This is a genomic window from Parabacteroides leei, from assembly GCF_023369805.1.
Taxonomy (GTDB): domain Bacteria; phylum Bacteroidota; class Bacteroidia; order Bacteroidales; family Tannerellaceae; genus Parabacteroides; species Parabacteroides leei.
On sequence record NZ_JAMBQG010000007.1, the window covers coordinates 1 to 13,212 of the forward strand.

Below are 13,212 nucleotides of genomic sequence, written 5' to 3' on the forward strand. Positions count from 1 at the left end.
ATCAACCCATATGGAACTGGGGACTGATTTTTAATCAGTTTTTGACTATATTTGAAAACCGAATCCGGGTTTAAACCCGGATTCGGTTCCTGTAGTTTTGAATTTACACAAAATTGTGGATAGTCCCAATAAAACTTAAACATAGCCTCTGTTTATCCATTATTTACTGAGACTAAGAATTTATATATTTTTCTTTCCATTCAGATATGATCTTTTATTAGTTTTGCAATATTACAAAATATACTCATTAACAGCTAATGAGTCTCCTGAAGAACTCTCATTTGCATTTCTTATCATACACATATTACTATTTTTTTAATCAGTTTGATTATAGAGATTAGGTAAGCTTACGATTTACTAAGTTATAGATTTGATATTGAGGCTTTGCATCTTTGATGTTGAAAATAAACCACAACATTCTTTTTTCTTAGAACAAGTTAAACATGCATCTATATAAGTTACTTTCCAATCAGAGATAGATTTCTTTGCGAATTTATATAGTGATGGCTTTAACAAACAGAGTGGTATGTTGAAAATAGAAACATCCAGTTTCCACTCTGCTAAATTCATGACTGCTTTTTCGATTTCTACTTGATAATCGACTGGATCAATCCAAATTTTATCATGATTTTTAATAGAGTATCCCGTATCTTCCAATCCCATAAATGATACAAATGCGACAAATGGCAAATTTTTCCAGATAAATTCAGATAGCTGTGGGAGTCTTCGATAATTCATTTTATTGACAACAACTCGTAGCTCTATATCTGCTCCAATACTTGCAAGATTGTACAAACCCTTCATTGTTTCTACATATGAACCTTCTACTTGAGTTATTGCATCATGTTCTGCCGGAAAATCAGAATGCAATGGAATGCCAAATAAAAGATTAGAAGACTCAACAAACTTTTTAGTGTATTGAATATCCGAAAATGCTCTTCCATTAGTCAATATATGTATTAAGCTATCTGGATAACGAAGTTCTATATATCGAATTAAATGTACTAACCGATCTTGCAGTAAAGTAGGCTCCCCACCTGTGATTCCAATATTTGTTAGACCATTAGGGGCATTATCTATAAGCTTGATATTCCTCTCAAAAAAGAAATCTATATCATCTCTATTCAATGGCGGCTGCGCACACATTAGACATCTGTTGTTACATTGAGAGGTAACAAATAGTGAATTGTCGTTGGAGTTTATATCAAAATCCATTTTCATTCTTATTAATCCATTGTTTGAATATCGGCATAACTCTATCATACTCATTCTGTATCAAGTAGAATAGATAGGTAATAATTGCTTTATGCTTTTTACAAAAAGAAGAAGTAGGACGAAAACCATACATATCATTTTGAGTAGAGTGATTTCGTACAGGATCAGCACCACAATAAGATTGAAAAGCGCAGTCAGCACATCCTGCAATAAACTCGGTTCCTCCTATTAAGGCTATTTGTTGAGCTTTCTTTCCATAAAATAGACTTTCATACTTATCTGTAACATGTCCTAGCCTAAATGTATAATCATGACACTCTGCTAACATTCTTGATTCGTCAGAAGCATATACATAACCATCATAATTATAAACAACAACATTATTTATTATCCCCGCAGGAGATTGTAAATCAACAAATCCAGTTGTAAAGGGAGTAAGTATCTTACGTAGTAGTATAGCCGTAAATTCTTCTACAAAAAAAATCTCCTCTGATATTGATATCAATAATATAGTTTAGTGCCGATTTATAGAAGATTATAAAATTGTCAAAATACAAATCCCAATCTGTATTATTAAGTGCTAATCCATAAGGGTTTAAAGGACGAATAAATATATTATTAAAACCATTCGCTAAATAACTATCAATAATTTCTTTAGGATAATTTAATGACAACTCCGAGGTAGTCATTAATGCAGATACTCTATCTATTCCTAAATAATTTCTAGCTTTACTTATACCTTCTATTACACGCTTATAGCTATCAATTTTTCCTCTATTGTAATTATGTATAAAAGCTGGCCCATCCAAAGATGTTGAAATAAGAATATTATACTCTTTACACAGGCATAATATTTCTTCCGTTAAATTTATAGAGTTTGTACATAGAACATAAGTTATCTGCTTTTTGTACTTTTCATTTAGTTCTGTTGCTCTTCCTACAGCCTTTTGTAGTAAAAGGAAGGGCAAAGAGGGTTCTCCTCCTTGAAATTCCATTGTAATAGAGTGTGATGGACTTTGGAACATTAAATCTATGGCTTTAAATAGACACTCTTCATTCATATCATATCTAGCCTCATTACTTTCTTTACTAGAGGCTTGACAATAAATACAATTTTGGTTACATCTTAAGGTTAAGACAAAAATATGTAATGATGTGAATGAATCGAGAAAAGCTTTTTTAGTCCTCAGCCTTGTCGCCATATTATCGATTAATTCAGGAATAGGGTGTTCTGAAATAAAAAAGTTAGCAATCAAGTCTTTATATATATCTTCTTGTTTATTAAGTTGACGATTGATTATTCTTTGGACAATACCTATTGGAGCAAATATAAAATCACCTAACTCATTAACAAGCAGTTCCTGTTTTCCAATTCTTTCAAATTGAAATGGTAATAAATAATAGCGATTCATTATTCTAATACGATATTAAAATCTTCAAAATCATCATTATTCGCGAAAGCTTTTACATATAATATATTACGAATATCTTTAGTTTCATGTATTATCAAATCTCTATTCTTGTAATCAATTAAGTCTTGATTGAATTTACTGGTTATCTGTTCAAATGTGTAAGGACTGTTTACTGATGGTTTGAGCTCTAAAGTTATTTCACATATACTATCACTTATCTTATTCCAATAAATAATAAAGGACTCGGTATACCAATACAATGCTTTTGTTATTATACATTCACCAAAGATATCTGTATCAATTGTAAAACAAAATCTATTTTCAGATTTCACTTCAGATTTAATCATGATCAATAATTACTTTTTCAAAAAATAAACAGTTTGAGTCTCTACAATACCATCTGCATCTATTCCTATTGCTTTTTGGAACCTAATTACAGCATTTTCAGTCTCTTCATCAAAAATAGAATCTCCTTTTATCAGATTTCCTGATAAATAACCTTTATCTATTAGAATATTTTTGAGTTGTGTCACATCGTATCCCCGCATCTGCTTTTTAAGTATCCGATCCCCCAAATTGTATTTATGAGAGTTAACATTTACAGTTTCATTATTTATTTGTTCTATATGTTTATTTATTGCTTCAATCGTTTTTTTACCAACAATACCGTCTACAATCTGATTATGTTCATTCTGAAATCTTTTAATTGCATTTTCCAAATTAGTAGAATATATGACATCTCCTGAATAATTCTTTTCTAGATCTGATTCTGTAATATATTTTATTTTAAGTAATTTATTCGCTAGCTCAGTAACATCTTTACCCGAAACACCACTAACAAGAGTTCTTTCTCCCAGTGAGTAAGTTGTTTTTGAATAAGTAGTTGTATTAGTTTTATATGTTGTAGTGCTAGAGCTTGAAGAAGAAGAACCTCTATAACTTCCATAACTACTTGATCTATGCGAAGAATGAGATCTATGTGAAGAATGCGAACGGTGACTTCTATGACCTGCAATTAGATATGAATTATCATTATGGATTCTAAGTACATATTTTTGAGAAAGATCATTCTTCTTTTCCTGCTCAATATTATCATTATTGTCATTACTTATTTTAGAAAGGTCATAAGGTATAGCATTAGTATCATTAGATGAAACCAAAGATGCGATAGATGTCAAAAAAATACCTTTCAAAAGCTTCTCAAATTTCGTTTTCATAGGAGTTATAGCAATTAAGACTTATCACGACAAATATACTATATAATAATTATAAATTAAAAATCATGAATGATATATTTTTAAATTTGTAAATTTTGTGATTGCATTTAGAGAAATAGCAACATTCGCTTCGATTTGTACCTACTCGTCTTACTCAAAAAAACAACTTTCTTTTCTAGAATATTGAGAAGCGTCAACCATTCTTACATACAAAAAGTAAAACAGTATCTACTAGAATCTAATTTCAACTATATTATTACTCTATTTTCCATTCTTCTATATTGCGCGTCTTTGCACTGAAATTCACTCCTATCTTAAATAATTGACGGGGATCGGCTGCAAAAGGAAGTGCATAGCCTTTTTCATTGATTTGGCGCAGAGCATCGTCAGCTGTTCCGTTCAGTTTAAATTCCATCAAGTAAATGAAACGATCCGTTTGTAATACCAAGTCAATACGGCCTTCCGAAGTATGGTATTCTGCTTTTACATAGAAGCCAATCAACTTGAACACAATAAACAGGACATTTTGGTAATGTAACTCCAAATCACGAACCAACTCGTAAGGAGTATCAGCAAAAAGACTTTGCAAACGACGGAAGAAGGAATCATAATCGCCGGAACGTATCTCACGAACAAACTTCTGAATCTGGAAAGAAGAATCGACTTTATCCGTATTGGCATAGAAAGAAAGCAGATATTTCATAAAGCCCTCCTCTACTTCACGATTAGGAAATCCCAGACGATAAATACCAAATTCACGATCATATCCTTTGATGGTAAGATATCCACTCTGATAAATCACAGGTATTGGATTAACAGATGTGGAGTCAATGCTATTCAAAACATCGGCATCCGTTTCCGTATGCGCCATGTTATACAGGTTATAATGAGAGTGCTTTAACAATTTCACCAAATAGGTTGGCGTACCTGTTTCAAACCAATAGCTACCGAATTTCATTCTGGAAAATGTATTCAACAGGCTAAAAGGATTATAAATTCCTTCCGAATTTTCCGTAAAATGATATCCGTCATAAGATTCTCTCAATGTTACACAAACCTGATCATAATCCATATGTTGTACACGAGCCAGTTCATGTAGTTCATCTTCAAAATAAGTATGTATCTCCGGTTCCGTTATACCACAAATGTTGGCATTACGGTCGTCCATCGATATATCCATCAGATTATTCAGATCACTGAACACACTTACTTTCCCGAACTTGGTTACACCAGTCAAAAAAGCAAACTTGATATCCCCGTCCATACTCTTCATCACACCATAAAAAGCCTTCAATGTATCACGGAATTTTTCTTGTAGTTCATCATTATCCAATGCCTGCAACATCGGCTTGTCGTATTCGTCAATCAGGATTACAACGCGTTGACCAGTCTGCTTGGCTGCTCTGCGAATTACTCCTTTAAAACGCAGTGAAAGTGTCGTTTCATCCGGTCCATGACCATAAAGTTCTTCCCACTGAGTCAACTGATTACTTAACAAAGCATCCAGACGCTCGGGACTGTCGAATTTTTCGGCGTTCAAATCCAAATGAAGTACAGGATATTCCAACCAATCCTTTTCCAACTTTTCGATAGCCAAGTCTTTAAACAACTCCTTTTTTCCCAGAAAATAAGCTTCCAGGGTAGAAATAAGCAAACTTTTACCAAAACGGCGTGGGCGACTCAGAAAATAATAGCGTCCAGTTTTCACTAATTGATAAATCAGCTCTGTTTTGTCAACATAGATATATCCGTCCTCACGAAGACTCTCAAAATTCTGTATACCGATAGGATAAAGCTTTGCCATAATTTATCTGATTGAAATAATACCTTTTAGGCAAAGTACGCAATAAAGATTGGCATTTACAAAAAAAGGACAGGTTAATTGGAGGTTTTTCAAATCAAATATGGTACAGGAATCCGAAGAGACCTGCACCATTTATAAATAGGAATATCAAAATGCAATGCGATAAACAGAGAAACTTAATGGGCGAAGCACTACTTCTGCTACCGGGGCTTCCAGTTCGATTTCTGAAACAACAGGCACTACCAGATCCGGTTTGCAGATCGTATTTTTAGCTTCCAGATCAGAGGCGTGAAGCACGGTTACTGTACCTTTATGTTTCCCACCGGAAAGGCCGTTTAAATCCAGTTTCACTTTTCTATTTTGAATGCCGATATTGGCGATCTTAATAATCAACTCATTTGTCTTCTTATCGACTGCAGCCGTTGCATACAGATCATTTTGTCCGGTAACCGGTTCATTCTGCATAGTCAAAGGCACGACATTCGTACCGACATTATGACCGTAAAGTTGCTGCACATAGTAATTCGATGTCTTCACCAAAGAAAGATTATCGAACCAGATCAAATCCGGACGCCACTGCCAGGCATCCACATGGGCAAACAGAGGCGCATAAGTACAGATATGTACAACATCCGCATTACGCTCAAAACCAGTCATAAAAGCAGCCTCAGCCAATGCTGTCAGAAAACTATTCTCACGATTGTTCGGATGGCAGGCATATTCACCGGCAAAAACTTTAGGACCGTTACGATCGTATGAGTCATAGCGTTTGGCACCATTCAGAAACCATTCGGGAGAACGGTAAAAATGTTCATCTACCAAATCGACTTTCATCCGCTTCATTTCAGGCCACAAGAATTCAAAATCTTCCCCTTCCGCCTGTGGACCGGAACTACCAATAACTTTGATATCCGGATATTTGGTACGAATAGCCTTTACAAAAGGTTCCAGGCGTTCAGTAAACAAAGTACCCCACTGCTCGTTACCAATAGCAATAAACTTCAGGTTGAAAGGGGCCGGATGTCCCATATCGGCACGCAGCTTTCCCCATTTAGAGGTCACAGGACCATTAGCAAACTCGATCAGGTCAAGTGCATCGTCAATATAAGGTTGCAATTTATCGACCGGACAGTTTTCTTTCGGATCATCATTTTCATACTGACAGGAAAGACCGCAGTTCAATACAGGAAGCGGCTCGGCACAGATATCCTCACTCAACTGGAAATATTCGAAGAAACCTAAACCGTAAGACTGATAATAATCGGAGAACTTCTTATGAGGAAATGTGTAATTCCAACGATTGATATTGATCGGACGGTTTTCAACCGGACCTACCGTATTTTTCCACTGATAACGGGTGGCCAGGTTCGTTCCTTCCACGATACAACCTCCGGGGAAGCGGAATACACCCGGTTTAAGATCTTTCAATGCCTGTGCAAGATCGGCACGCATACCGTTCGGACGGTTATTGAATGTTTTCTGAGGGAATAAAGATATATGTTCGAGATCCGCCGTTCCCTGTGTAAGCATCGTGATACGTAAACGGGAATGGGCTTCTGTTGCCGCAGGAGTTAGGACTACGGAATACTTTTTCCAATCTTTACCGTTTATCTCAACTTCCTTTGTTTCATAAATATCATGCCCACTATTTACCAGATTTATACGAAACTTAATCGGACCGTTAGTTACCGTACGGGCATAGAAAGAAAAGTCATACTTCTCCCCTGCCTTAATACCAATACCTTTAAAACCTTCGTTATCCAGTCCGGTACCGGTTAATTCTTTATTATAAGAAAGCCGTACATAATGCGGATTCTTGTCAAAACAGGGGGATTTGGTCTGTACCGTTACATTTCCAAAAGGAACCCAGCCCCCGAAAGGATTTTCAAACTCAAAAGAACGGTTTTTAATCAGTTCTGCATACAACCCACCATCTGCTCCGAAGTTGATGTCTTCAAAAAAGATACCGTACATGGTAGACTGGATAGGTGCACCTGTTTTCTGCACATCTATTTTAAATTCATTGGTCTGTGCCATCAGGCTGTTTACCCCCATACTTAAGAGGAACAGGGAGATAGCGTTTTTCATGCTTCTTCTCATATCAAGTGTTTTTCTGTGAAATAAAAGATTTATTTAGTCGCAAATATACACTAATTACCCATACATAAGGTGGACAAATACACCTATTTGGTGGATAAAAAGCCATTTTATGCTCTATAACATCTTTTCATGCGTCTACATTACGAAGAAGTAGGCTAATTTTACACGCAATTTTGATAACATTACATACATGAAGAACAAGAGTACGCTGTCTGGCTTGACTGTAGCAAACTTCAGCAAGCTTATAGACGGAAAGGAGACGATGCTATGTATCCTGACCAATAAAAAAGGTGCAGAACTTACCATTACCAACTACGGTGCAAAAATTGTATCGCTTATGGTACCGGATCGGTCCGGCAAGTTAACCGATGTAGTCACCGGACACAATTCCCTCGATGAATATCTGGTCTCTGAAGAACCCTATTTCGGAGCTATCTGTGGACGTTACGGAAATCGTATTGCCAAAGGAACATTCACTCTGGATGGCGTTGTGTACGATAAACTGGCGATAAATAATGGCCCGAACAGCCTTCATGGTGGAATTAAAGGATTCAATTCTGTTGTTTGGAACCTGAACCAGACCGATGATCAAACCGTTGAACTGAAATACACTTCGATCGACGGAGAAGAAGGTTTCCCCGGAACACTTCAGACCACTGTTACTTATCACCTGACAGATGACAATGAAGTCGTTATCATGTATCAGGCAGTAACAGACAAACCTACCGTTCTGAATCTGACCAACCACTCCTATTTTAACCTTTCGGGAGCAGGTGATCCTTCAGTGGCAGATCATACCCTGACAATCAACGCCGACTATTATCTCCCGACAGATGATACTGCAATTCCTTTCGGTGCCCCGGAAAAAGTGGAAGGTACACCGATGGATTTCCGTACCCCCTATCTGGTTGGTGCGCGTATCGACGAGCCGGTCGACCAGTTAACTTGGGCAAGAGGTTACGACCATACCTTTATATTAAATAAAGAACAGGGAGAACTAGGATTCTGTGCCCGCTGTTCATCTCCCAAAACCGGTATCATTATGGAAACCTATACTACTGAACCGGGTGTACAATTATATACAGGAAACTGGATGACGGGCAATTTTGAAGGTAAGAACGGACAACGCTATCCGGCAAGAGCTGCTCTCTGCCTGGAAACACAACATTATCCCGACAGTCCTAATCATTCGGAATACCCGTCGACTGTTCTCCGTCCGGGAGATGTATTCGAAAGCAAAACGATCTACAAGTTCTCTGCTGAATAACAAACTCGATTCATTAATAATCTAAATAATCAAAAGAAATGGAATCTACAAAAAAGAAGAATTATGCACTACCCATTGCGATGATGTTCGCATTATTCGCAATGATCTCTTTCGTTACCGGTCTGCCAGCACCTTTCGGTGCAATTGTGCAGAGCGAATTCGGAGCAACTAACTTGCAGGCTACGCTGGGTTTTGCTGCTAACTTTATCGCTTACGCCTTTATGGGTATCCCTTCCGGTCTGTTATTGCAGAAGATCGGTTATAAGAAAACAGCATTGATCGCGATCGTTGTTGGTTTCGTAGGTGTAGGTATTCAGGCTCTCTCCTCTACAATGGGATTTGCCGTTTATGTAACCGGTGCATTCGTTTCAGGTTTCTCTATGTGTATGTTGAATACAGTAGTTAACCCGATGTTGAACACATTAGGTGGTGGTGGTAAGAAAGGTAATCAGTTGATTCAGATGGGTGGTTCACTGAACTCTTTGTCAGCTACTATCGTCCCTGTATTGGTTGGTTACCTGATGGGTACAGTTGTAGAAGAACGTACGATTACAAAGGCATTACCGGCATTGTATATCGCTATGGCTATCTTCGCTATTGCATTCCTGGTATTGTTCATCATGAACATTCCGGAACCGAACTTGTCTGTTGCTAAAAAAGATGTAAAAGATACTCACAGTCCTTTATCGTTCCGTCACTTCAAACTGGGAGCTTTAGCTATTTTCGTATATGTTGGTATTGAAGTTGGTATCCCTCACTTCGCAGGGCTGTTTATGATGACTCCGGAAACTAGCGGTGGTCTGGCTATTGACTCTACTATCGCAGGATCTGTTGTAGGTACTTACTGGTTCCTTATGTTGATCGGCCGTTTAGTAGGTGCATCACTAGGTGCTAAGTTCTCAAGTAAACAAATGCTTACTTTTGCTTCTACCTTAGGACTAATTTTTATCGCTTTAGCATTCGTTTGCCCGATTACAACACACGTAAGTATGCCGGTATTTATGAGCGATATCTCATTCGGTATGGCACAGGTTCCTATCAGCATCATGTTCTTTGCGCTTTGCGGACTTTGTACTTCTATCATGTGGGGTGGTATTTTCAACCTGGCAGTTGAAGGTCTGGGTAAATATACAGAAGCTGCTTCCGGTCTTTTTATGGTATTGGTTTGCGGTGGTGGTTTGTTACCATTACTTCAGGGTGCAGTATCCGACTCTGTTGGATTCATGGCAAGTTTCGTAGTAATTATCATTGCTTTGGCTTACCTGTTGTTCTACGCTTTGATCGGATGTAAGAATGTAAATACAGATATTCCTGTTAAATAAAAAATAAGTGTAAAATTTATGATTGAAGAAATTATCTAACTATATTTGTGGTCGGATAATTTCTTCATCTTTTATATAACCTTTAAAAGTAATAATATCATGCAGAAAAAAATCAGAGATAAATTTCAAGAGTTATTTAATACAGAAGGTAGTGTATATGCTTCTCCTGGTCGTATTAACCTGATCGGTGAACACACAGACTATAATGGCGGTTTCGTATTTCCAGGTGCTATTGATAAAGGTATGATCGCAGAGATCAAACCGAATGGCACAGGTAAAGTTCGCGCATTCTCTATCGACCTGAACGACTATGCCGAATTCGGATTGAATGAAGAAGATGCACCAAAAGCAAGCTGGGCTAGATACATTTTCGGTGTATGCCGTGAGATTATCAAACGTGGCGGTCAGATCCAGGGATTCGATACTGTATTTGCCGGTGATGTACCTCTGGGTGCCGGAATGTCTTCATCTGCCGCTTTAGAAAGCACTTACGCATTCGCATTGAATGATCTTTTCTCTCTAGGCATTGACAAATTCGAATTAGCTAAGATCGGTCAGTCTACAGAACACAACTATTGCGGTGTTAACTGCGGTATCATGGACCAGTTCGCTTCCGTATTCGGTAAAGAAGGAAGCTTGATTCGTTTAGATTGCCGTTCTTTAGAATATAAATATTTTCCATTCAATCCAGTTGGTTATAAACTGGTTTTGCTGGACTCTGTTGTAAAACATGAACTGGCATCTTCTGCTTATAACAAACGTCGCCAGTCTTGTGAAAATGCAGCAGCAGCTATCCGTCGCAATCACCCGGAAGTAGAATTCCTGCGTGACGCAACAATGGACATACTGAACGAAGTAAAAGGCGATATCAGCGCAGAAGATTATATGCGTGCCGAATACGTGATCGAAGAAGTACAACGCGTACTCGACGTTTGCGAAGCTTTGGAAAAAGGTGACTACGAAACTGTAGGTCAGAAAATGTATGAAACTCACCATGGCATGAGCAAGCTATACGAAGTAAGCTGCGAAGAGCTGGACTTCCTGAACGATGTTGCCAAGAAATGTGGCGTAACAGGTTCACGTGTAATGGGTGGTGGCTTCGGAGGTTGTACTATCAACCTTGTAAAAGACGAATTGCATGATGCATTTATCAAAGAAGCTTTCGATTCTTATACAAAGAAATTCGGTCACGAACCTAAAGTATACGAAGTAGTAATCAGCGACGGTGCACGCAAACTCGCTTAATAAATTAATTCAATATCCATAAAATCATGACAGCCGCATTTTATCAGAACGAAGTCAAATTTTTTGTTTCAGTAGATTGTATCATCCTGGGGTTTAATAACAGTGAACTCAACGTTTTACTTTACAAACGGAATTTTGAGCCACTACAAGGACAGTGGTCTCTGATGGGCGGTTTTATCAAATCCGGCGAAAGTATCGGCGAAGCGGCTTCACGCGTACTTACCGAATGCTCTGGTATCGATAATCTTTTTATGGAACAGGTAGGTGCTTACGGAGATGTTACCCGCGACTTAGGAGAACGGGTTATCTCCGTAGCATACTATTCATTGGTCAATATGAATGACTTCAATCCGGAATTATTGAAAGAGCATAATGCCCAATGGACAAAACTCAGCGAAGTACCCAATCTGATCTTTGACCATAACCAAATGATCACCGACACGCTGGTTCGCCTGAAGAGAAAAGCAGCTACCCGTCCGGTCGGTTTTAATCTTCTTCCTGAGAAATTCACCCTACCCCAGCTTCAAAGTCTGTATGAAGCTATTTACCAGACTCCACTGGATAAACGTAATTTCCGCAAGAAACTCAACTCTATGGATATCCTTGAGAAACTTGACGAGAAAGACAAAAAAAGTTCCAAAAGAGGCGCTTTCTATTATATGTTCAACAAAGAAAAATATGACCGTTTACTTGATCAGGGATTCTATTTCTCCTTATAATAAAGGAGAATAGAAATATTTTTTCCTTTACTTGTTTATTATACTCTTAAAAAGTCACAAGCTATGTTTTAAAACATAGCTTTTTTTGTACCATTACGCGAACAAGGTGTTACTTTTACACCATCAATAATAAGTGTACATTTCTATACTTATTATCATATACAAACTATATATTAAGTAGATAATAAACCACAAAACAATAACGGTAATGGTTGAAGAATTAAAAGAAAAGGTTTTCAAAGCCAACTTAGATCTGGTAAAACATGGATTAGTCATTTTTACCTGGGGAAATGTAAGCGAAATTGACCGCGAAAAAGGTTTGGTTGTGATCAAGCCATCCGGGGTTTCTTATGAAACAATGAAAGCCAGTGATATGGTTGTTCTCGATTTACAGGGTAATATCCTGGAGGGAACTCTAAAACCGTCGTCTGACACTCCTACTCATTTAGTATTATATAATGCCTTTCCGGAAATCGGTGGCATCGTGCATACACATTCCACTTACGCAACATCCTGGGCACAGGCAGGACGGGACATTCCTAATATAGGTACAACACATGCAGACTATTTCAGTGATGCAATCCCTTGTACCCGCCAGATGACACAGCAAGAGATTGAAGGTGAATATGAAAAAGAAACCGGAAATGTGATCGTTGAACGCTTTAACGATTTAAATCCGATTCACATACCTGGGGTATTGGTTGAAAATCACGGACCATTTTCCTGGGGAAAGAATGCCGATGATGCCGTACATAATGCGGTTGTAATGGAACAGGTAGCCAAGATGGCTTATATCTCCTATGGCATCAATCCCGGACTTACAATGAACAAACATCTGATAACTAAGCATTTTTACCGTAAACACGGTCCTAATGCTTACTACGGACAAAAATAAACAATCAATCATTATA

Annotated in this window: 12 protein-coding genes; 5 read left to right on the forward strand and 7 right to left on the reverse strand. The window is 37.7% G+C overall.

The window, feature by feature from the left end:
• Window positions 1–357: 357 nt before the first annotated feature.
• The 7 genes from hxsC to M1P97_RS11740 form a co-directional block, all read right to left on the reverse strand.
• Window positions 358–1,215, reverse strand: coding sequence for a His-Xaa-Ser system radical SAM maturase HxsC (gene hxsC / locus M1P97_RS11710; protein ID WP_249389177.1), 858 nt, complete (start codon window positions 1,213–1,215; stop codon window positions 358–360).
• On the reverse strand, window positions 1,205–1,720 hold the full coding sequence (locus M1P97_RS11715; protein ID WP_249389178.1) for a hypothetical protein: 516 nt from the start codon (window positions 1,718–1,720) through the stop codon (window positions 1,205–1,207). Before M1P97_RS11715 ends, hxsC begins: the two co-directional genes overlap by 11 nt.
• On the reverse strand, window positions 1,659–2,627 hold the full coding sequence (locus tag M1P97_RS11720; RefSeq protein ID WP_249389179.1) for a radical SAM protein: 969 nt from the start codon (window positions 2,625–2,627) through the stop codon (window positions 1,659–1,661). The genes M1P97_RS11715 and M1P97_RS11720 overlap by 62 nt, the downstream gene beginning before the upstream one ends.
• Entirely contained in the window at window positions 2,627–2,974 is a 348-nt protein-coding gene (gene hxsD / locus M1P97_RS11725; protein ID WP_249389180.1) for a His-Xaa-Ser system protein HxsD, read from the reverse strand. Before hxsD ends, M1P97_RS11720 begins: the two co-directional genes overlap by 1 nt.
• 9 nt (window positions 2,975–2,983) lie before the next feature.
• A complete protein-coding gene (locus tag M1P97_RS11730) occupies window positions 2,984–3,844 on the reverse strand; it encodes a peptidoglycan-binding domain-containing protein (RefSeq protein WP_249389181.1) in 861 nt (286 codons plus the stop codon).
• 256 nt (window positions 3,845–4,100) lie between these two features.
• Complete coding sequence (locus M1P97_RS11735) at window positions 4,101–5,648, reverse strand: ATP-binding protein (RefSeq protein WP_249389182.1); 1,548 nt, start codon at window positions 5,646–5,648, stop codon at window positions 4,101–4,103.
• 147 nt (window positions 5,649–5,795) lie between these two features.
• A complete protein-coding gene (locus tag M1P97_RS11740; RefSeq protein ID WP_249389183.1) occupies window positions 5,796–7,748 on the reverse strand; it encodes an alpha-L-arabinofuranosidase C-terminal domain-containing protein in 1,953 nt (650 codons plus the stop codon).
• Window positions 7,749–7,938: 190 nt separating this feature from the next.
• On the opposite strand from M1P97_RS11740, the gene M1P97_RS11745 reads away from it, so the two are divergent.
• The 5 genes from M1P97_RS11745 to araD all read left to right on the forward strand — a co-directional run bounded on the left by M1P97_RS11745 (window position 7,939) and on the right by araD (window position 13,196).
• Complete coding sequence (locus tag M1P97_RS11745; RefSeq protein WP_249389184.1) at window positions 7,939–9,015, forward strand: aldose epimerase family protein; 1,077 nt, start codon at window positions 7,939–7,941, stop codon at window positions 9,013–9,015.
• A 38-nt stretch (window positions 9,016–9,053) separates the two neighbouring features.
• Window positions 9,054–10,337 (forward strand): MFS transporter, encoded by a 1,284-nt coding sequence (locus M1P97_RS11750; RefSeq protein ID WP_249389185.1) that lies wholly within the window; start codon window positions 9,054–9,056, stop codon window positions 10,335–10,337.
• Window positions 10,338–10,436: 99 nt separating this feature from the next.
• Entirely contained in the window at window positions 10,437–11,582 is a 1,146-nt protein-coding gene (galK, locus tag M1P97_RS11755; protein WP_249389186.1) for a galactokinase, read from the forward strand.
• Window positions 11,583–11,608: 26 nt separating this feature from the next.
• Window positions 11,609–12,301 (forward strand): NUDIX hydrolase, encoded by a 693-nt coding sequence (locus M1P97_RS11760; RefSeq protein WP_195372573.1) that lies wholly within the window; start codon window positions 11,609–11,611, stop codon window positions 12,299–12,301.
• A gap of 208 nt (window positions 12,302–12,509) precedes the next feature.
• The gene (gene araD / locus M1P97_RS11765) at window positions 12,510–13,196 is read left to right on the forward strand and encodes an L-ribulose-5-phosphate 4-epimerase (protein WP_249389187.1); all 687 of its coding nucleotides are present in this window, start codon (window positions 12,510–12,512) and stop codon (window positions 13,194–13,196) included.
• Window positions 13,197–13,212: the final 16 nt, after the last annotated feature.

Bases quoted from the DNA above. Each gene is read 5' to 3' on its own strand.
- M1P97_RS11735 (WP_249389182.1), bottom strand. From the start codon at position 5,648: ATGGCAAAGCTTTATCCTATCGGTATACAGAATTTTGAGAGTCTTCGT.
- araD (WP_249389187.1), top strand. From the start codon at position 12,510: ATGGTTGAAGAATTAAAAGAAAAGGTTTTCAAAGCCAACTTAGATCTG.
- galK (WP_249389186.1), top strand. From the start codon at position 10,437: ATGCAGAAAAAAATCAGAGATAAATTTCAAGAGTTATTTAATACAGAA.
- M1P97_RS11750 (WP_249389185.1), top strand. From the start codon at position 9,054: ATGGAATCTACAAAAAAGAAGAATTATGCACTACCCATTGCGATGATG.
- M1P97_RS11745 (WP_249389184.1), top strand. From the start codon at position 7,939: ATGAAGAACAAGAGTACGCTGTCTGGCTTGACTGTAGCAAACTTCAGC.
- hxsC (WP_249389177.1), bottom strand. From the start codon at position 1,215: ATGGATTTTGATATAAACTCCAACGACAATTCACTATTTGTTACCTCT.
- hxsD (WP_249389180.1), bottom strand. From the start codon at position 2,974: ATGATTAAATCTGAAGTGAAATCTGAAAATAGATTTTGTTTTACAATT.
- M1P97_RS11740 (WP_249389183.1), bottom strand. From the start codon at position 7,748: ATGAGAAGAAGCATGAAAAACGCTATCTCCCTGTTCCTCTTAAGTATG.
- M1P97_RS11760 (WP_195372573.1), top strand. From the start codon at position 11,609: ATGACAGCCGCATTTTATCAGAACGAAGTCAAATTTTTTGTTTCAGTA.
- M1P97_RS11720 (WP_249389179.1), bottom strand. From the start codon at position 2,627: ATGAATCGCTATTATTTATTACCATTTCAATTTGAAAGAATTGGAAAA.
- M1P97_RS11730 (WP_249389181.1), bottom strand. From the start codon at position 3,844: ATGAAAACGAAATTTGAGAAGCTTTTGAAAGGTATTTTTTTGACATCT.